This is a genomic window from Brochothrix campestris FSL F6-1037 (genome assembly GCF_000525915.1).
In the GTDB taxonomy this organism is placed as follows: Bacteria; Bacillota; Bacilli; order Lactobacillales; family Listeriaceae; genus Brochothrix; species Brochothrix campestris.
In genome coordinates, this window is the sequence record NZ_AODH01000036.1 from 31,286 (window position 1) to 50,518 (window position 19,233).

General features: G+C 38.8%; 22 protein-coding genes and 1 pseudogene. 3 read left to right on the forward strand and 20 right to left on the reverse strand.

Annotated features, from left to right (window positions below; translation table 11 throughout):
• Positions 1–12: 12 nt before the first annotated feature.
• From BCAMP_RS08235 to BCAMP_RS08245, 3 genes are all read right to left on the reverse strand, one after another.
• A complete protein-coding gene (locus BCAMP_RS08235; protein WP_035314961.1) occupies positions 13–426 on the reverse strand; it encodes a MarR family winged helix-turn-helix transcriptional regulator in 414 nt (137 codons plus the stop codon).
• A gap of 25 nt (positions 427–451) precedes the next feature.
• Complete coding sequence (locus BCAMP_RS08240; protein ID WP_035314962.1) at positions 452–1,636, reverse strand: MFS transporter; 1,185 nt, start codon at positions 1,634–1,636, stop codon at positions 452–454.
• Between the two features lie 370 nt (positions 1,637–2,006).
• The gene (locus BCAMP_RS08245; RefSeq protein ID WP_035314963.1) at positions 2,007–2,765 is read right to left on the reverse strand and encodes an SDR family oxidoreductase; all 759 of its coding nucleotides are present in this window, start codon (positions 2,763–2,765) and stop codon (positions 2,007–2,009) included.
• A 184-nt stretch (positions 2,766–2,949) separates the two neighbouring features.
• Here BCAMP_RS08245 and BCAMP_RS08250 point away from each other — a divergent pair, with 184 nt between their 5' ends.
• On the forward strand, positions 2,950–3,528 hold the full coding sequence (locus tag BCAMP_RS08250; RefSeq protein ID WP_051456979.1) for a TetR-like C-terminal domain-containing protein: 579 nt from the start codon (positions 2,950–2,952) through the stop codon (positions 3,526–3,528).
• A 207-nt stretch (positions 3,529–3,735) separates the two neighbouring features.
• Here BCAMP_RS08250 and BCAMP_RS08255 read toward each other — a convergent pair whose 3' ends face one another.
• The 7 genes and pseudogenes from BCAMP_RS08255 to BCAMP_RS08285 all read right to left on the reverse strand — a co-directional run bounded on the left by BCAMP_RS08255 (position 3,736) and on the right by BCAMP_RS08285 (position 8,884).
• Entirely contained in the window at positions 3,736–4,302 is a 567-nt protein-coding gene (locus tag BCAMP_RS08255; RefSeq protein ID WP_035314964.1) for an NADPH-dependent FMN reductase, read from the reverse strand.
• Between the two features lie 16 nt (positions 4,303–4,318).
• Positions 4,319–5,374, reverse strand: coding sequence for an LLM class flavin-dependent oxidoreductase (locus BCAMP_RS08260; RefSeq protein ID WP_035314965.1), 1,056 nt, complete (start codon positions 5,372–5,374; stop codon positions 4,319–4,321).
• A gap of 1 nt (position 5,375) precedes the next feature.
• On the reverse strand, positions 5,376–6,308 hold the full coding sequence (locus BCAMP_RS08265) for a VOC family protein (protein ID WP_035314966.1): 933 nt from the start codon (positions 6,306–6,308) through the stop codon (positions 5,376–5,378).
• A gap of 13 nt (positions 6,309–6,321) precedes the next feature.
• Complete coding sequence (locus BCAMP_RS08270; protein WP_035314967.1) at positions 6,322–6,777, reverse strand: MarR family winged helix-turn-helix transcriptional regulator; 456 nt, start codon at positions 6,775–6,777, stop codon at positions 6,322–6,324.
• 119 nt (positions 6,778–6,896) lie between these two features.
• Positions 6,897–7,874 (reverse strand): ring-cleaving dioxygenase, encoded by a 978-nt coding sequence (locus tag BCAMP_RS08275; RefSeq protein ID WP_035314968.1) that lies wholly within the window; start codon positions 7,872–7,874, stop codon positions 6,897–6,899.
• Between the two features lie 138 nt (positions 7,875–8,012).
• On the reverse strand, positions 8,013–8,420 hold the full coding sequence (locus tag BCAMP_RS08280) for a DUF2871 domain-containing protein (RefSeq protein WP_035314969.1): 408 nt from the start codon (positions 8,418–8,420) through the stop codon (positions 8,013–8,015).
• Positions 8,421–8,516: 96 nt separating this feature from the next.
• Positions 8,517–8,884, reverse strand: a pseudogene (locus tag BCAMP_RS08285) (iron chaperone).
• Positions 8,885–9,020: 136 nt separating this feature from the next.
• Between BCAMP_RS08285 and BCAMP_RS08290 the strand changes: the two are divergent.
• Positions 9,021–9,392, forward strand: coding sequence for a YxeA family protein (locus tag BCAMP_RS08290; RefSeq protein WP_035314970.1), 372 nt, complete (start codon positions 9,021–9,023; stop codon positions 9,390–9,392).
• A gap of 51 nt (positions 9,393–9,443) precedes the next feature.
• Here the strand turns inward: BCAMP_RS08290 and BCAMP_RS08295 are convergent, their stop codons facing one another.
• Positions 9,444–10,889 carry an MDR family MFS transporter gene (locus BCAMP_RS08295; RefSeq protein WP_051456980.1) on the reverse strand — a complete coding sequence of 482 codons (1,446 nt, stop codon included), beginning with the start codon at positions 10,887–10,889 and terminating at the stop codon, positions 9,444–9,446.
• Between the two features lie 168 nt (positions 10,890–11,057).
• Between BCAMP_RS08295 and BCAMP_RS08300 the strand changes: the two genes are divergently transcribed.
• A complete protein-coding gene (locus tag BCAMP_RS08300) occupies positions 11,058–11,609 on the forward strand; it encodes a TetR/AcrR family transcriptional regulator (protein ID WP_035314971.1) in 552 nt (183 codons plus the stop codon).
• Between the two features lie 471 nt (positions 11,610–12,080).
• Here the strand turns inward: BCAMP_RS08300 and BCAMP_RS15085 are convergent, their stop codons facing one another.
• The 9 genes from BCAMP_RS15085 to BCAMP_RS08345 form a co-directional block, all read right to left on the reverse strand.
• The gene (locus tag BCAMP_RS15085; protein ID WP_408605188.1) at positions 12,081–12,326 is read right to left on the reverse strand and encodes a restriction endonuclease; all 246 of its coding nucleotides are present in this window, start codon (positions 12,324–12,326) and stop codon (positions 12,081–12,083) included.
• Between the two features lie 404 nt (positions 12,327–12,730).
• The gene (locus BCAMP_RS08310) at positions 12,731–13,990 is read right to left on the reverse strand and encodes an ABC transporter permease (protein ID WP_198015753.1); all 1,260 of its coding nucleotides are present in this window, start codon (positions 13,988–13,990) and stop codon (positions 12,731–12,733) included.
• An 11-nt stretch (positions 13,991–14,001) separates the two neighbouring features.
• Complete coding sequence (locus BCAMP_RS08315) at positions 14,002–15,162, reverse strand: ABC transporter permease (RefSeq protein ID WP_035314973.1); 1,161 nt, start codon at positions 15,160–15,162, stop codon at positions 14,002–14,004.
• Positions 15,159–15,833, reverse strand: a complete 675-nt coding sequence (locus tag BCAMP_RS08320; protein WP_035314974.1) for an ABC transporter ATP-binding protein — start codon at positions 15,831–15,833, stop codon at positions 15,159–15,161. Before BCAMP_RS08320 ends, BCAMP_RS08315 begins: the two co-directional genes overlap by 4 nt.
• Before the next feature lie 99 nt (positions 15,834–15,932).
• Positions 15,933–17,081 (reverse strand): sensor histidine kinase, encoded by a 1,149-nt coding sequence (locus BCAMP_RS08325; protein ID WP_232217959.1) that lies wholly within the window; start codon positions 17,079–17,081, stop codon positions 15,933–15,935.
• Between the two features lie 124 nt (positions 17,082–17,205).
• Complete coding sequence (locus BCAMP_RS08330) at positions 17,206–17,892, reverse strand: response regulator transcription factor (protein ID WP_035314976.1); 687 nt, start codon at positions 17,890–17,892, stop codon at positions 17,206–17,208.
• Between the two features lie 121 nt (positions 17,893–18,013).
• Positions 18,014–18,283: a PDDEXK family nuclease gene (locus BCAMP_RS08335; RefSeq protein WP_035314977.1), complete on the reverse strand. Its 270-nt coding sequence runs from the start codon at positions 18,281–18,283 to the stop codon at positions 18,014–18,016.
• A gap of 10 nt (positions 18,284–18,293) precedes the next feature.
• On the reverse strand, positions 18,294–18,734 hold the full coding sequence (locus BCAMP_RS14390) for a hypothetical protein (RefSeq protein ID WP_051456981.1): 441 nt from the start codon (positions 18,732–18,734) through the stop codon (positions 18,294–18,296).
• Between the two features lie 313 nt (positions 18,735–19,047).
• Positions 19,048–19,233, reverse strand: a 186-nt coding sequence (locus BCAMP_RS08345) for an IS3 family transposase (RefSeq protein WP_035314978.1), incomplete at its 5' end; no start/stop codon positions are given.

The following is a 19,233-nucleotide window of genomic DNA, read 5'->3' on the forward strand; positions in this document are numbered from 1 at the left end:
AAACCTTCTTTTTTATAGTTTGTTCATTACTGTTTTTAAAAAGCGGGTGACGAGCGCCTGTTCTTCCTGCGTGAAATCAGCCGCTAGTTCTTGTTGGTAGTTGCTCAAATATGCTTCGACATCGTCACAAATATTTTTTCCCTCAGTGGTTAAAGAAACATGTTTCACCCGTTTATCTGCTCCTGGGGTCACTTCGACATAACCACTTTCGACTAATTTTTGAACAACTTTGGTTGATGTTGGACGTTCAATGTGTTGATGCGTAGCAATTGCACTGACTGTTTGTGGTCCTTCGTTTGAAATGAAATACAACACAAACCATTGAGCACTCGATAAATTAATTTTTTCTAGACGTTCATTTAAATGTTTTCGATACGGTTGTTGCAACCGTGAAAAGGCTAAAAATAATTCCCGATGCTGATTCATAACGACACCTCTTTCACTTCAACGCTTACTTTCTTCCATTTGGAAATAATAAGTCGTGATCTTTACGACCATGTAAGAAAAAGTATAACACAAGACCAATCAAACTAAAGATAGCTAAGGCCAAATACACACCACTGTAACCGTACGTCGGTACTAAATAGCCGAGAGCGAACGGACCAAACCCTAAACCTAAGTCTAAAAAGATAAAGTAGGTCGAATTTGCTAAGCCCATCCGTTCTTTTGGTGTGACTTTAACAGCAATCGCCTGTGTCGTTGATTGTAAGTTTCCATAACCTAAACCGATAATAACAGCGGCACAAAGAAAGAGCACTGTTGTTGTCGTATGACTCAAAAGGAATAAACCGCCAGCAAATAAAATCAATCCGGGATAAATAATGCTGTTGCCCCCTCTACTGTCTAAGAGACGGCCAGTAAACGGGCGTGATACTAAAATAGCTAGAGCATAAACTAAAAAGTAAAAACTTCCCGCTTGAACGAGCTTGATTTCATTCGCATAAGCTGTAATAAATGAGAGGATGCCAGAGTAAGCAAAGGCGGCATAAAAAATCACAATTGAAATCGGTAACGCTCTTTTTTCAAAATAGTCACTAAAGCGAAAACCTTTTTGATGTGCTTTAGCAACAATGACTGGCGCTTTAATAAAGCCGGCTAGCACTAAACTAATAATACCAACAACGAATGAGAACACAAAAATACTTGTGTAACCAAAATGACCGAGCAAGGCAATCCCGATTAGTGGTCCAATCGCTGTCGCCAACACAGTACTCAAGCTGAAGTAACCAATTCCTTCACCACTGCGGCTCGGTGGTAAAATTTGGGAAACAATTGTCCCAGTTGCCGTCGTTGCTAACCCGAGGCCTAAACCATGAATTAAACGGATAAGCATTAAAACGTAAATATTCGTTGGGATAAAATAAAGCATTAATGTCACGACAACAATAACGAGACCCATCAATAGCATTTTATGCGTCCCAATCTGCGTAATAAAACGGCCTGCAACTAAACGGCCGAATAACGAACCGATAATAAAGATACTCGATACTAATCCCGCTAAACTGGTAGAGGCATCGTATTTTTCAATTGAATAACTTGTCATAATAACTAATAACAAGTACATTGATAGCATTAACACGAATGTAACGACCGAAGTAGATATAAAATCCTTCGTAAATAATTTTTCTTTTTTCATTTTTCTTAAACGCTCCCTTTTATTACCGTTTCAGCTGTTAACCTATTGTTTAATTAGTTAGTTAGCGAAACTAATACAGAGCTATTATGTACCTGTAAGTGGTCTTTGTCAATCACCATTCAAAAAAGCACCGACAGTCATTGTCGGTGCTTCAGATTGTAAACAAAATCGAATTACACTGCTTTTTCTGTGAAAAGTAATCAAGCGACTTTGTTTACGAGCTGATTAGATTGAATGGAAATATTGTTCTATCCGCTCGTTTAATCAACTAACTTCGATGATATTTCATGGAAAAGTTACGATGGGAAATAGTCGAGATGTTATTTTCTCCAATTACTGCAGTTTAGAACGGCTTTAAATTGCTTTCGTTCTAGTAGGCACTCCAACCTGAATCGGCTGCGATTATTTGACCATTTACGAAACTTGAGTCATCACTACCAAGGAATAACGCTACTTTCGCAATTTCTGCTGCCGTACCCATCCGTGGGTTAATCGCCATTCCTAATTGTTGGCGACCGGCACCGAATGGATTAATATTCGTCATCGATGAGCCGATGTTCGTTGCAACCCCACCGGGTGCAATCGCATTCGTCCGAATGTTTTCATCGGCATACATGAAAGCTGTGTTTTTGGTAAAACCGACAACTGCATGTTTAGAGGCTGTATACGTACCACCTGCTCGTGCTCCGAATAAGCCCCCAGCTGAGGCAATATTAACGATAACACCTGATCCTTGTTTTTGAAAAAAAGGAATGACCTTGCGTGTTGTTCGCATCACACTTTTTGTATTTACTTCAAACACAAGATCCCAACGCTCATCGGTAATATCAGCGGCTGGTTCCATCCCATCCATAATACCGGCATTATTAACTAAAATATCGACTTGACCATAAGTTTCTACCGTCGTATCGATTAACGTATTAATATCTTCTAAGCTTGCAACATTCGTCTTAATTGCTAAAGCTTCACCGCCCGCGCTTTTAATTGCTACAACTGTTTCATTCGCGCCATCTAAATTCAAATCGGAGACAACAACTTTCGCTCCCTCAGTTGCATAAAGTTCTGCAATTGCTTTTCCCATACCTGAAGCTGCGCCTGTAACAACGGCTACTTTCCCTGCTAATTTCATTGTAAATCCCTCCATTAAATTATTTTAGATAATCAACAACTGTTTGTTATTTGTTACTATCTTTAGTATAATCAATTATAATTCGTTCCACAATCAGCAAATCCAGATGCTATCGTCCGTTTGTGAACACGCTTACATTTTTCGTGTGCTTAACTAACTTATCCAACAAAAAGGGGTGTCACTGTTGACTAAAGATTCTTATACCGATCGCCGCATTCGTAAATCAAAACAAGCGCTGCAAACCGCCTTGCTGACGCTCCTTAAGACACAACGACTACATGACATTAGCATTTCAAAACTTGTTCAAGTCGCTGATTTAAACCGTGGCACTTTTTATGCTAACTACGAACGTAAGGAACAAATTTTAGATGACATTATAACCGAGGTCATTACCGATTTAATTAATTCGTATCGTTCACCTTTAGAAAATGAAGAAATATTTGATTTCAAACGCTTAACTGCTTCATCAATCAAAATATTCAATCATGTTGAAGCACATGCTTCGTTTTACCAACTTATTTTGGCGGAGGAAAGCTTTTTATTATTCCAAAAGCGTATAACGTCTGAACTTAAACGACTGTCACTTGTCGAAATAAATCAACAACTCGATGATCAAACAATTGATTTAGACTTATTAGCGAGTTACCAAGCACATGCCATCTTCGGCTTAATTGTTACTTGGGTTGAAAGTGATTTTAAATACAGTGCACATTACATGTCCAAACAACTATTGAAAATCGTCAGTTCAAAGCTCTTACATTAAACAGACCGCGAAATGATTCGCGGTCTGTTACACTCCAATATCTGCAAAGTTGAACGAGCTGATTCCACTTTTATTCTTCTAGTTTCATCAGCTAACTTCTAGGATATTTCATGCAAAAGTCAGCGACGCGAAATAGTCGCTATTCTTTTACACTCCAATATCTGCGAAGTTGAACGAGCTGATTCCACTTTTATTCCACTTTCAACTCTAAAAATCATACTCCGCGTCTTTTTCAATCCGTAGCCGTTCGCGCAGTAGTGTTAATTGATAAGTATCTTCGACTAAGCGTGCCAGTCTAAAATGGCTGTCATCATTGATAAGTTCATTGCGTAAAAAATCTTTTTCTTCAATAAACACATACGTCTCAACAATGCTTGCCTTCATATACGAAAGGATTGGTTTCAACTGATGTTCAGCGATTAAAAAATGTTTCGGTGAGCCGGCTGTCACAAAAAAACTGACAACCTTATCACGAAAGGCATTGACGGGTAACAGATCAAAGATATTTTTCAAGGTTGCCGGTATCGACGCTTGAAAAATCGGTGTGCCAATTATAATCGCATCTGCGGCCATGATAGCTTCGGTTACTTTTAAGGTGTCACCGGTATAACTCCGATAATCTCGGCCGTCACTAAAGACCATTTGATAGTCTGCTAAGTCTAGCAGTTCAACCTCTGCACTCGGATAGTTTGTTCGCATCAGTTTCAAGACGACATCCATCGCTGTTCGTGTTTTCTTGCCGACATTAGAGCCTGCTAATCCAATAATTTTCATCTCGCTGTGTTCCCCTTTATTTTGCTGTATATTTCTTAATTGCTGGCATAATTTGCGTTGCAATGAGTTCAATGTTACGTTCAATGTTAGCGAGTGGTACGCCACCAAAATCAATCTGTGCCATAAAACGTTGTTGGCCAAACAATTCGTATTGATACAATAATTTTTCAATGATTTGCTGCGGACTTCCGACCATTAATGCATCACGGGTATCAATCGCTTGGGCAAACTGTTGTTTTGGATAGCCGACACCACGAATAGCTTGCATCCCTGTATTTAAGTGTGGATAATACTCGCGTAATGCATCCTGTGAGTTCTCTGCCACATAAAATAACGACGTCGTCGCTAACGGTAGTTTTGTAATATCATGACCATTGGCCGTTGCCGTTTCCCGATACGCATCGACTGCTATTTTAAAGTTACTTGCAGGTCCTCCGAGCGTTGTTAACATCATCGGTACGCCAGCAGCTCCTGCTTTAATCGCACTGGCTGGCGGCCCACCAACAGCTCGCCAAATTGGCAGGCGTTCGTCGACTGGTTGAGGAAGAATCGTCGCGTTGTTAAGTGGCGCTCGAAATTGCCCTTCCCAAATCACTCGTTTTTCTCGATTGAGTTGTAATAACAGCTCTAATTTTTCTTCAAATAACTCTTCATAATCTTGTACGTCGTACCCTAATAAATCATAGGCACCAATTCGTGAACCACGACCTGCTACAATTTCAGCACGACCATTTGAAAGCAAATCAATCGTTGCAAAGTCTTCATACAGTCTCACAGGATCAGCTGTACTAATAACCGAAGCCGAGCTGGCAATTTTAATTCGTTCTGTCGCTTGGGCAATAGCCCCGAGTATCACTGTATGTGCTTGAGTCGTGAAGTAATGTTCATGACTTTCACCCACTGCAAACACATCTAAGCCCGATTGATCGGCCAATTGACTGGCTTGCACTAATTCATGAATGCGTTGTTGCGCTGAAATCGCAACACCTGTATGCGGATTAGGTGTCAAATCACCAATCGAGTACAACCCAAATTCCATTCCCTTTGCTGTGTTAATGTTCAATTGTGCCATACTATTCCTCCTCATCCAGTCGTATTAAGTTTTGTTCAATTTGTTCTCGCTGCGGTTCTAAAAACGGTGGCAGTTCAATTTCACTGCCAATCAGTGGCGCATCAGCCGCAATTAAACCTGGACCATCTGTCGCTAATTCAATTAAAATCCCATTGCGTTCGCGCACATACACACTCTTAAAGAAATGGCGATCAACAATTCCGGTTGTATCGTAACCAAAAGCAAGCAGACGGTCGTTAATTCGCGCCAGACTCGCTTCATCTGCGACGGTTAAAGCCAAGTGATGGATGCTGCCTTTTCCCGGTTTTTGCATCCGACCTTCGCGTTGATAGACGGTAATATCACCGACACCACCTTGACGAACCGATTGATAGCGTTTGCCAGTACCATTATTACCAAGGCAACGATAATCAAGCACAGTTTCTAAAAAGGTGGCAAAACGTTCCGGATGTTTCACTTCCACCGCCATCGTATGAATGCCTTGTAACTGGTGGTCAGCAGGCACAGGTGAGCGCGACCACGCTTGCCAACGTCTCGCCTTAGCTGCCACGACTATGACGAAAGTCAAACCTTCATCGTCTTCAAACGACAGTGATGTGCCATCAGCGCTAATAGCGCTATGTGTCACCCCCATCGTTAAAAAGCGCGCCTGCCAATACAAGAGACTCTCATGTGAAGCCACACTTAAGCCAATACGGGCAATCCGATTTGTCCCAACAACAGTATGTCCTGAGCGCGGCAATTCAAAAAACGACAGTTCCGTTCCTGGTGCCCCCGTTGCATCGCCATAAAAAAGATGGTACATCGTCGGGTTATCTTGATTGACTGTTTGTTTAACGAGGCGTAACCCTAATGTTTGTGTATAAAAACGTTTATTGGCTTGCACATTCTTCGTATACATCGATACATGATGATGACCATCTATTAGTGGCATTCGTTTCACTCCTTTATGCTGTGTTTATTTCTGAGTATTCCCTTTTTTTTAAGCTATTTTTATGAACCTTTGTCATTAAACGATACATTGTTTTTTGTTCTTCTACTGTGAGTGCTTCCTCAAAAAAGGAACTTTGAAAAGCTAATTGATGTGGCATCGCCTTGTTAACAATGTCTTCACCTAGAGCAGTCAACGTAATATATTTAGTTTTCCAATCTTGCGTTTTTCTAATAAAACCTTCTTTTTCCAGACGACTGAGCATGCGTGAAATACCACCCTGTGTCACCGTCGCCTTTTGGGCTAACTCCGATTGAGTCAGCGATTTATACACTTGAATTTGTACTAGTACGTCAAATTGAGCGGTGGTTAAACCAAACGGCTTTAAAAAGTCATTCGAAAGTTGATTACTGATATGGGTAAAGCGAATTAAGCGAAGCCAAATGAGTGAACCAATTGTGTTTTTTTCCATCGTGACAAACTCCTCTGTGTAATAGTAATACCACTCTTACTTTAACTTGCTAAAGCTTTTTTTGCAATCATTATTCACATATCTGCCATAATTACCCATCTGTTCACCACTAGATAGACTTACTGTTTATCAAATGTGCGTGTACTTCTGATTGTGTTAATCGGGCGCACCTGTTGTTCGATTTCAAACCGTTTCGCTTCTAAAAATGGTGGTAATGATAATTTTTCACCGAGGGTTTCATACGGTTCATCGCCCATAAATCCCGGTCCATCAGTCGCAATTTCAAATAAGATATTACCGCTCACACGGGTGTAGAGTGACTCAAAAAAATGACGATTGACATAACCTGAGGTACGTAGTCCAAAACCATGGAGTCGCTCGGTCCATTCATCTAAGGACGCACGGTCTTTGACGCGAAACGCTACGTGATGAACTGTGCCATAACCTTGGTAACCGACCGCTTCATTTGGCTGATCGACAATTACTAGTCTCGCCCCATTACCACCAACACCCATTTCAAACAGATGAGCGTTAGCTGCTTGTGCCACCTCTTTAAACTGAAAGACAATTTCGAGCAATTGTTTAAAATCACTAAACTGCGGAGTGATAATTTGTACCGGTCCTAAACCTGTAATTGCATGTTCTAACGGAATCGGACCTAATTGCCATGGTGTTCCAGCTTCAATGCCTTGATTACCTTCATCAGACACAAGTTGATACTGTTGGTTATCAAAATCAACGAACGGTAAGTTTTTTACTCCAAATTGCGTTGTAATTTCACCATGGCTAACATTTAAACGTTCAAAACGGGCTTGCCAATAATTTAATGACGCATCGGTTGGCACTCTAAAACTCGTCCGCCGAATTTCATCAGTTCCATGACGTCCTTGCGGGATGCCCGGAAAATCAAAAAATGTCATATCGGTGCCCGCACTGCCCTTATCATCGGCAAAAAACAAATGATACGTTTGGATATCATCTTGATTGACTGTTTTTTTTACTAAGCGCATGCCTAATACCTCGGTAAAGAATGCGTAGTTTTGTTCGGCACTGCTTGTAATTGCTGTTACGTGATGAATCCCTATTAGTTCGTTCATTTTAATAACCTCCTATTTGTTTTCGATATCATCAGTTTACATGTAAAGTGATAAAAAAGCAAGTCGCTTGTTTCTTTTTTTACTGTCTATTTCATAAAAAAAAGAACTGACTCCGTTCGTCAGTTCTGCCGTTTTTGGTTACGTTTTTTTAGCTGTTTTCTCGAATAAGACGATGAATAAGTAGACTAAACCAACGGTCAATAAAATATGGGTCATGCCTGAAACACCCGCTAAAGCTGCCCCAGTCTCTTTACCTAACACCGTCATTGATCCTTTAATAGTAAACATCGTCGCCATTAAGAGCACGCCAGCATTATATAAGTAGTAAAATAATTTAAAGTTCTTGCTCGTTGTTAGGGCAAATGCTTTTTCAAGTAGTAGCACAATTAAAAACATAAACATCCCTAACATGAGTAGATGGGTATGTAGCACACTCAGTTGTGTGTCGCCCGTAAAGTCATTGTATTTAGTGAATTCACGGTAATAAACACCAGAGGCTAAGCCCAATAAACAATAGACAAATGCAGTCATCACAAGTTTTCTCATATTACAGCTCCTTTGTTATCATTAGTTATAACTAATCGTACCACTGATACTGCTGAACAACAACGCTTAGGCCAATTGTTCACTGTATTGCCATCTTTAGCTTCGCCAAAAGGTTTGACACGCCGCTTTTTCGAGCATGTTAAACTCAATTATCCGCTTCAACAAATCATAATCAACAGCTTGCTCCCATTTAATCCGCATAAATTTTTTGCCCGGCTGATAGTTTGCCGCAGCAATGTCGCTTGCGAAATGAATGATACTCTCCCCTTCGGCGCAACAGCTAAATGGTGCTTCGCCACACTAAAAGCGATAATAAAGGTGCCATGGTCGATGAACATCGGCTGCTTCCATTTGATTTCTTGCTCTAATTGCGGGTACGTTGTCGCGATCCAATTGAGCACCTCACTTACCCGTCCTTGGTGTTCAGCTGGTAAGTCTGCGATATAGGCTTCAAACACTGCCATTAGCCACACTCCTTCCTTTTTTTCAGTATAGCATATCCGCACTAAGTCTTGGTCGCGCTACAACTAACGTCCGATGTTTCTAATAGTTCGTGCCGTTATACTTAAGCTATCAACTACTAAAGGAGCACATCTACTTATGAAAGCAATTAAAGCCTTACTTATACTCGTCCTTATAATCGGAGCAGTCCTCGGAGGCGCGCTTTTTTTCACCAAAAATAGCAGCAGCGAATTTGCGGCACTCATCGATCAGTTAAATCCACTAGTACAAGAATCTGTACTCTATGTTAAGACAACAGAGGCCGAATCAATCAATGGTTATGGCACGGCCACCTACAGTCAAACGGGGGCTAAAGCCAATGGCAACACACGCCCAATCTCATTTACGGCTGATCATGAACTAAAACGTGACCACTACCTTGAACTCAGCACCAAAGGTGGCCATGTGAATACATACAATGAAGTGCCTCGTGATAAAGTCCCTGTGGCTGCACGTGAAGCACTCAACTAAAAAAACAGCCTCTTTCTAAGTGATACCTAGCTTAGAAAGGGGCTGTACTCGTTATTTTTTAGCGGCTTTAATAAACAATGAAATGACACAGGCAATGAGAGCTAACACCATTCCTAATTGGAAGGCACTTTCAAACCCGTGTAAGGCTGCCGCTGCTAATTGTTGTGGATCTTGGGGATTAGTAACCTTTGTTTCAAGGTAGTTATCCGTTTGCGACGACATCACTGAGATGAACAGGGCTGTGCCAATTGCGCCAGACACTTGTTGCATCGTGTTCATAATCGCTGAACCTGAACTGTATAAATCAGCTGTTAATTGATTGAGTCCAAACGTTTGAGCCGGCATCATCACTAAGGCTAATCCGACCATCAACAGCATGTGAATCGCAATCACTTCACCGGTGCTTGAATCCAGTCCGAGACGTGAGAAGAAGAACATTGCTGCTGCGACTAATAATAAGCCGGGTGCCATTAGCACACGCGGGCCAAATTTATCGAACAACTTACCTGTAATCGGTGCTAAAATACCATTTAACACTGAACCAGGCAACATAATCAAGCCTGAAGTGAAGGCGGTCATGACTAACACACCTTGCAAGAACATCGGTAATAACGTCATCGATGAAAACATCGCCATCATCACAACAACCATTAAAATGACTGTTAAACTAAACATTGGAAACTTAAAGGCACGTAAATCTAAAATCGGGTTGGTAATTTTTAATGAACGGAAAACGAAAATGATTAAGGCAATCACACCGACTGATATCGTACCGTATACTTCAAGGGCATCCCAGCTCGCACTGCCTGCTGAACTAAAGCCGTATACAACGCCACCAAAACCGATACTTGAGAGAAAAATCGATAGATAATCCACTTTTGGTTTCGTTACGGTTGAAACGTTACTTAAAAATTTATGACCGATTAAAATCGACAGTAAGGCAAACGGAATAATTAAGTAAAACAACCATTTCCATGTTAGATTATCGATAATCAAACCTGAGATGGTCGGACCAATCGCTGGTGCAAAGATGATGACAAGTCCCATAATTCCCATCACGGCCCCGCGTTTTTCGGGTGGATAAATAATGAGGATGGTATTCATCATCAATGGCAAAATCAAGCCTGTTCCGAGCGCTTGCACAATCCGACCAACGAGTAACAAGCCAAACGTTGGTGAAAAGGCCGCAATTACTGTTCCGACAAAGAACACAATCATCGCTGTTAAGAACATTTGGCGGGTCGTCCACCATTTTTGTAAAATCGCCGTAATCGGCACTAATATCCCCACGACGAGCATATAGGCAGTTGACAACCATTGAATCGTTGTCGCCTCTACTTTAAATTCGCCCATTAAGACGTTTAAGGCATTCGCGAGTAATGTCTCATTGAGCATTGCGACAAAGGCCCCAATAATGAGGGCCACTAATATGCCGGTACGCTGTTTCTTCTTCAATTCAATCGGTGACCATTTACTGCTTTGTTGTGCTGCTTGCATGTGACACGTTCCTCTCGTTATTTAATAGTATCTTTGTATTATATGAAAATACTAGTTAGAATAAAACAGTCAATTTCGCACTACTGTATAGTTATCCGACACAGTTGCATATCTGTCGCCTTCCGGGTTACAATCGAAGTAACTTTAGCCGAAAGGAGGGTGGTATTTTTGCCCGATTTACGCGTACGTCGCACCAAAAAACTTTTATATGATAGCCTCTTAACGTTAATAAAAACTGAAAATAAACGGTTTGCGGAAGTGTCTGTTAAACAAATTTGCGAACGAGCGATGGTTCATCGTTCCACTTTTTATCACTACTACACCGATAAATACGACCTCTTTTTTGCTGAGATATCATTAACCGATGCCATTACAATTGACCAACGAAAAAAGCGACTGCTACAGCCGTTTCAAATGTTTGCGCAACAGCAAAATTATGATTTATTGTGGCAGATTGCCTTGAATAACCAAGACGATAGCCACTTCAATCAGCTGGTCGGCACGGTCGTCGAACAAATTTTAGGAGCTGACCTGCAATTTCTCATCGATGTCGAAGTTTTTCCTGTACCGCTCGAGATTGTTTTTCCAGTCTATGCCCATACGATTGGTTCAATCCTCGTCTATTGGCTCAAAAACGGTAAGCAAGAACAACCACAGGTGCTTGATGCCTATTTGACCAAACTACTTCATCCCATTTTTTTTGAGTCATTGCGTTCTTGACTAAATAAAAAAACGATCCCCCTGCTTATGACAGACAGGGGGATCGTTTTTTTGTGTATCCTTAAAAATTTTGAAGTGATTGAGCTTCATTCACTTTCAACTAGAACTTCGGCAATTTCGCCCGTTCCAATTTCATTAATTCTAACCGGTTGTAAGATGCTTTCGTTTCTTCAGTTAATTCCACGCAGAATCTTTCACATTTCAGAAAACATGTCAGCAACGGGAAATAGTCGCGAGCACGATGTTTCCAATTTATACACTGTTGATGTCGGTTTGGAATAAAGTTTGATCAAAGATACCTCACAAAACCCATATTTCTCCTAAAATTAAAAGAAACCGTTTTGAAAAAAGTTTGATCAAAACGGTTTCTTTCTTTGTGAACCATTGTACAATTTTTATAAAAAAGATTGATCATAATCTGTGATTCAATCTTCAGCAAAATCGCTTAATTTTTTTAAGAATATATGTAAGTTATTCTGCCGTGAAAACACCCTTATATGGAGTTCTCATAACATTAACCCATTGTTTTAGTGTTTCCCTATTTGCTTGAGGAATAGGATAATTTCTTGCTGTACATACCTTTTCAGCACCCGGAGACAGGGAACTTATTGTAACGATAAGTCCAGATTCTGCACCGTACTCTTGAATATCCGCCCAAAGAGATTTTACCACCATCTTTTCAATTTTTGTTTTATACCTCTTACATTGAATAAGAATAGTTGGTGGTCCAGACTATTCATTCTCTTTCAACCAAACTCTTGCATCAATTCCGTCATCAATTTCAATATAATATCCTTGTTTTTCAAAGAATTCACATGTGAAAGCTTCAAATTTCCTCCAATTAATATCTCTAACTGAAAAATTCAGTCAGCCGGCCATTCGTCGTGCGTACCGTGAAGGTTCGCCATTTTTTCTATTTCGCTCTTATTTTAATGTTAGCTTTATAGCAACTTAAACATGGCACGAGTAAATTGCATGTATATTAAATGCCCTCGAACGTTCGTAGGAACAAATCGAGGGTCTTTTTATCAATCTTCCCATTTTCGGGAACATATTAGTATGTCGGCTAAATTTTGCTTATAATGAATTTTTCTTTAATTCCTATTTGAAAATTACATCTATTAACCTTGATAACGGATTCTTTCAACCAAAGTTGCTTTTTTCAGATTATGACTTAAAACAAAAGATAGTACAATCTGCAAGAAACTAACCACCAAAATCATCGCCAGAATAGGTATAAATGGAATATGGTAAACATTCATTCCAAATACGCCATTCACCTTCGCATAAGAAAAGAGTAGATATCCAATCGGTAATCCTACAACAAGAGAGACGAATATTGTTCCTAGTGTGAAAATCAAGCCTTGTAGCTGCAAGCCAATATTTAATTGCTTGTTCGTCATTCCAACAGCTTGCAATACGCCATATTCTTGTCTTTTTGTTATGATATTTATAATCATTGTATTGGCAAGATTCATAAATCCAATCAAGCCTGCAATTGCCATAAATAAATAACTTCCCAACTTCATCATGGTACTTGCGAATTCAGCTGTCTGCAATTCATCATGGTAAGTTTTAAACTTGACATAAGATGTATCTGCAATTAGGTTTCTTACATTTTGCTCCACCGAAGCTACATCGCCTTCGTCCGTATCAATCCAGATATAGCCATAGGATACCCCTTCTGGCTGCATCGCTTGATAGACCTCCTCTGGGATGACAAGATAGGTATCCGCACTTGTAAATGCACCATCAATATTTCCTTTATAAGTAAATTCTTCTGTCCCATTATCTAATTCAAAAGTCATCGGATCATTCAATGAATAGCCATCTGACGCCATCCACATAGACCAACCGAAGAAAACATCTCCATTTCTTACAGCCTCGTTATAATCCATTGGGCCAAGGTCGCCTTCATATCGCATCTTTTCAAAATCTTCTTTATTCACAATCGAGACGACCTGCTTTGAACCATTTATTTTTGCAACAGCAATTTCTCTCGTTAGCACTTTATTAACGCCTGGTATACGCTCAATTTCTGCAATAAGTGTGTCATTCAATGGATTCTTTTTAAGAATCGAATCCAGATTATTTTCTGGATAAGCTTCATCCCACTCATAAGAATAATCAAGCTTCAATTCAAATTGCCCGTGATTCATGCCTTTTCTTGCTTCGTATTCCGTATCGATATTTCCTACAAAGTTTGCGATAATCACAAATAATACACAAGCAAGACCCATTGTAAGAATCGTTCCGATTGTTCTTTTCTTATTACCAACTACATTTGCCATTGCCAAAGAGAATACAGATATATTTTTTTTGGCCTTTCCGCATTCCATGGTTCTTTTTTGTTGAGTTTTCCAAATATCGTGTTGCTTCAATAGGAGATATTTTAAAAAACAATTTTCATCGGCTTTCGAAGTGCTAATATCACTGTTAGCAATGAAATCAGAATACTAACTAGCATCAATGTGGCTGAAAATAATGGTACCTGACTATTTGGTATTCCAATAGATGCCATATTCCCTTGTTCGATTAACCAACCAAAGCTTACTTTTGCCATAAAAAATCCAAGTACCCATCCAATAGGTATTGAAAGCACTGAAAGAATCATACCTTCTCGAAAAATCAACTGTTTCATCTGCTTTTTTGTTGCACCTAAGGCTTTGATTTTTCCGTATTCCTGTATCTTTTGAGCGATACCCACTTGAAAAATATTATAGATAACAACAACCGAAAACAGCACAATCCCTAAGATTAGAATGCCACATACCGCAATCATTTCATAGCTCGGCTCTAGTGTCCAAGACAAGAAATAATCATTTACAATCAGGTTTTTGCTATCAATTCCGGAAGAATCTGCAATGTTCGTAAGCACTGAATCAATGTTATTCATAGAAACATGGACAGAATCATTCAATGTAAAATAGACATTGTATGCTCGCTCGTTTTCTACAAATTGACTATCATAAAAATCGGAAGAAGTGAATACTATATAGGAAGACTTAGCTTTATATGCCTCTCGATCAAATAGAATGCCACTAACTACAAAATCTTGCTTACTATATTCCTCGTTCATTCCAGAACGATATTCAAGACGAATACTATCTCCAATTTTCACATGCTCATAGCCTTGCGACTTAAAGAAAGCTTTACTTGCAGCAATATCCTGTGGACTCTTTGGATAGGATCCTTCCGAAAGTAAATATTCTTGATTGTAAGGTAGCATTTCTCGGACATGCTCGTCTGCACTAACAAATGCGCCTTTCTCATTCCCTTTTAAGATACCTGCTGTAGACATCAGCCCGACCGTATCTATTTCAGCTCGTCGTTCGATTTCCTGTAACTGCGTATCATCTACAGATAAGAACAGTCCATAATTTCTTCCATATCTGTCCGCTGCATTTTCTTTTTGTAGGTTAATAACGCCATTTCCAATAGTGCTGATAATAGTAAGTAGCATTGTCGTTAAACAAATAGCAAATATGATAAGGATACTTCTCGTTTTATTCCGCTTGTTATTGTTGAATGCGATTTTAGTAATTGTATTCATCGGAAATCCACCACTTGTCCATCTTCAATGATTAAGATACGGTCTGCTACCTGTGCAATTTCATCATCATGTGTAATCATCACGATGGTCTGACCATATTTTTTTGCCGTCATTTTTAGCAGGCCAATTACTTCGTCGCTTGTTTTTGAATCAAGATTACCGGTTGGTTCATCTGCAAAAAGTATTTCTGGTTTTGTGATTAAGGCTCTTGCGATTGCGACTCGCTGCTGCTGTCCACCAGATAATGTATTCGGGAGGTTATGGATCCGATTCTCAATACCTAGTGTGGTAATGATGTCATTTGCATATACTTCATCGACTTTTTTTCCATCCAGCCCTAAAGGTAACACGATATTTTCCCAAACATTGATGGCTGAAACCAAATTATATGCTTGAAAAATAAAGCCGATTTTTCTTCTACGAAAAATTGCCAGTTGATCCTCGCTCATCTGATACATATCGTTTCCCGATAATAGAACTTTGCCTTCCGTTGGCATATCAAGTCCCCCAAGCATATGGAGTAGTGTGCTTTTGCCAGAGCCAGATTTACCTACAATGGCAACAAATTCCCCCCGATTAATCTTAGTGCTTACATTATTTACTGCCTTCACTTGATTTTTATTTGTTCCATAAAACTTACTAAGTTGATTTGTTTCTAATATGACACTCATTTAACAGTCCTCCATGTTCTAATTTTGCTCCTATCTTATCAAGTGAATCTTTCATTTCACTTTCAAAAAAAGTAGAAGTCTTACGGTTTCGTAAGACTTCTACTTTTTCTCTAGCAGTTGAATAACAAACTTACTGCCATGTCTATGATTAAATCCAACTTCCATGTCGAAATTAGAGGACACTGTTATCGTCCCATGATGTTGCTCGATAATTTCTCTTGAAAGAAACAATCCAATCCCAGAACCACTTTCTTCTTTTACTTCTGGCAGGGAGCCTCTGAAAAAGCGTTGAAATACCTTATGATATTCTTCCTTCGGTATACCAATCCCTTGGTCTTCAATCTCAATACGTACAATCCCAGTTCTTTTTTGTAATCGAATCGCTATTTCGGAATGAGTCGGGCTGTACTTAATAGCATTATCCAAAATGTTGATAAGTGCTTCACTCAACCATTTTTTATCTTGCATAATCTCATAGTTTTCTAATGTTTCATCAAAGTCAAAAACTAGCTCAATGTCCTTCTCTATTGCATTCGGATAGACACGATTCACAGCAGTAATTATTGTTTCTAAAAGAGGAAGCTTTTTTTTATCAATTTGAATTAATCCTACTTCCATTTTTGAAATCTGCAATAATGATTGCAGCAGTACTTCCAAACCGTCTAATGCATTTCTACACCTTATTCGAAACTCTTTTTGTTCTTCTTCACTTAGATTATCTCGAAGCAATACACTAAAACAGGCATCTAATGCTGCGACGGGGGTTTTTAATTGATGCGATATATCAGAAACCAGCTCTTTCGTTCCTTCCTTTTCCAATCGCGCTTCTTCTTTCAGCAACTTCATATAATGTCCAAGTACATCCAATTGATATTTGATTTTTTCCTGCTCATCTTCATCGTCATCGTCTAGTTCCAGTTTTACTTCATAATTGTTTTCTCGAAAATTCACAAGTGTGTTTTCTATTTGCAAAAATCTGGCTTTATCCTTTTGTAGGATCATTCTTTGCCAAAGCCATAACAAAGAAAAAAGTATGACAAACAAAAAGAATGTGCCACCCGCTGTTACCGCTATGTTCTGTAAGAACTGTTGATATAAAACATTCTCAACATTCTTCAAATAACCATACTTCTCCAGCAACTGTTTTCCTTGTTCTATCGAATCTAAATTGTTATCTTTTAGAATATCTATCACAATATCAACTCCATCTTGCCCAGATTTAGTAGCGATCTCTGCCAAGATGTTCATGCTGTTATTGTAATTCTGGTAATATACCCATGTTGTCAAACAGTTGCTAAAAATATATGCAAACATGACTATGCTTATTAGCTGTAGGATTTGTTGTTTCTTTCGTTTTCCTCTTGCCACCAGATTAACCCACTTCCTGATTCCATACATAACCAAGTCCCCGTATGTTTTTCAAATACACTGGCTTTGCTGGATCTTCTTCAATTTTTTCACGAAGCCTCCGCACATTCACGGCAACTGTATTCTCATCTACAAATTCTCCATCAATATCAAATATATTTTCTAATATCTGCTTTTTAGAAAGAACCTGTTTTGGATATTTCAAAAATAAAGTAAGCATCTTCCATTCGTTCTTCGTCAATACCACTTCCTTGCCTTTGACCAGAACTTTCATCTCTCTTGGAAGCACTCGAATGTCCCTTGATATTATTTCATTTTCTTCATTACTGCTTTTGATACGATTGAAATAGGCTTCAATTTTTAGAAGCAGTACGGATAGGCTGAAAGGTTTCGTGATATAATCATCAGCACCCGCTTCATACCCCATTACCTGACTTATCTCTTGGTCTAATGCAGTAAGACAAATAATATATGCCTTATTTTGCTGCCTCATCCACTTTATAAAATCAAGCCCATTTCCGTCCGGAAGATTCATATCACAAATAACGAGATCAATTTTATTAACAACAGCTACACTTTTTGCAGCTTGTATTGTTTCAGCAGAAAAAACAATATTTCCAGATTTCTCCAAAGAAAATGTTATTCCTCGATTTACATTTACATCATCTTCTAAAACCAATATACTTGACATAATATCACCCCTAATAGCGTTTTACATATGTAAGTTAATGTAATATCCTAACTGTTCCATCATAGCAATGAAATGATATTCTACTTGAAACCCTAAAACAGCCCCATCATCCATGGCATTTTTAGTCGTATAAGAATGAAGTAATGGGCCGTTGGGACGCTAAAAATGGTGTACCAGTTAAACGTGAAAACTCTACTTTCACTTGGTTAAATTCTTTATCTGTTAATAATTTATCTTCTAATAACGATAAATTAATTCTGTTTAAATGACCTCTAAAATTTTGCCATAAAGCGTCTTCTGTTTTAAGATCTGGTCGATAAGTCCACTGGTTCTCTTTTTCACTTAAAATTTGAATGAATTGATTTTCAATCATTTGTTCAGAATGCCCCATTGTATCTCCCTCATTTCCATAGTTGCCACCATTTTTTAGGTAGTGGTTTAAATTCTTCTTGTTCCTCTGTTTCCAACTTTTGTTCTTCTAAATCATTTAATTGTTTTTTAAGCCTTTCAACTTCTTCTTTTAGTATTCCTTCTTTCTCTTGTTTCATATCATCTTCCGGCGCTTTAAGAGATTTCAGCTCATTTATCTCAGCTTTATATTCTTCCAGTAGCTTTTTATCTTGTAAGGCTAGACGTTGTTGTTGATCTAATAGATTTTGATTTTTTTTCAATACTTTGTTGTAGCAACTGAATCTGTACATCTTTTTGTTCAATCTGTTTGATAAAAAAAGTTGTCCGCTCGCTGTCCGATACTTGTCCGTCTTCTGTCCGGATTTTTTCTTTGTCTTCTCCGAATAATTCGCTAGCGTTGTCTTCAATGCTTTTTGTAGTTGTCCGTTCACTGTCCACCCGTTGTCCATTCGCTGTCCGATTGATGTTTTCTTTTATATATCTGACACCTTCAGCATTAATCATTTTTATTTTGTTTGAGTTAATATATATTGATGTACATCAGTGTTTTCTTGCTTATCTAATTTATCGCCAAATATAACCCTACTCGCAACTTTTGTCCCATGCTCACAAGTACTACCATGTACTCCATTTGCATACCATGAATCTACTATACAATTATTTAAATTGGCAGGAAAACTAACACCGTCATCTAGTACACATACTATAGGTAATTTGGAATGGCAACAGTAAATTGAACAAAAATTATAAGGGCTGTAATTTAAATTCGGTAGGCGTTAAATAACCCAATGTTCCATGAATACGGATGTTGTTAAACCAATGAACGTAATCATTTAATTCAAGTTCCAGCTGATTAAGATTGGAAAAGTGAGCTTGGTTTGCGAATTCTGTTTTAAACACTTTGAATGTTGCTTCCGCTACAGCGTTATC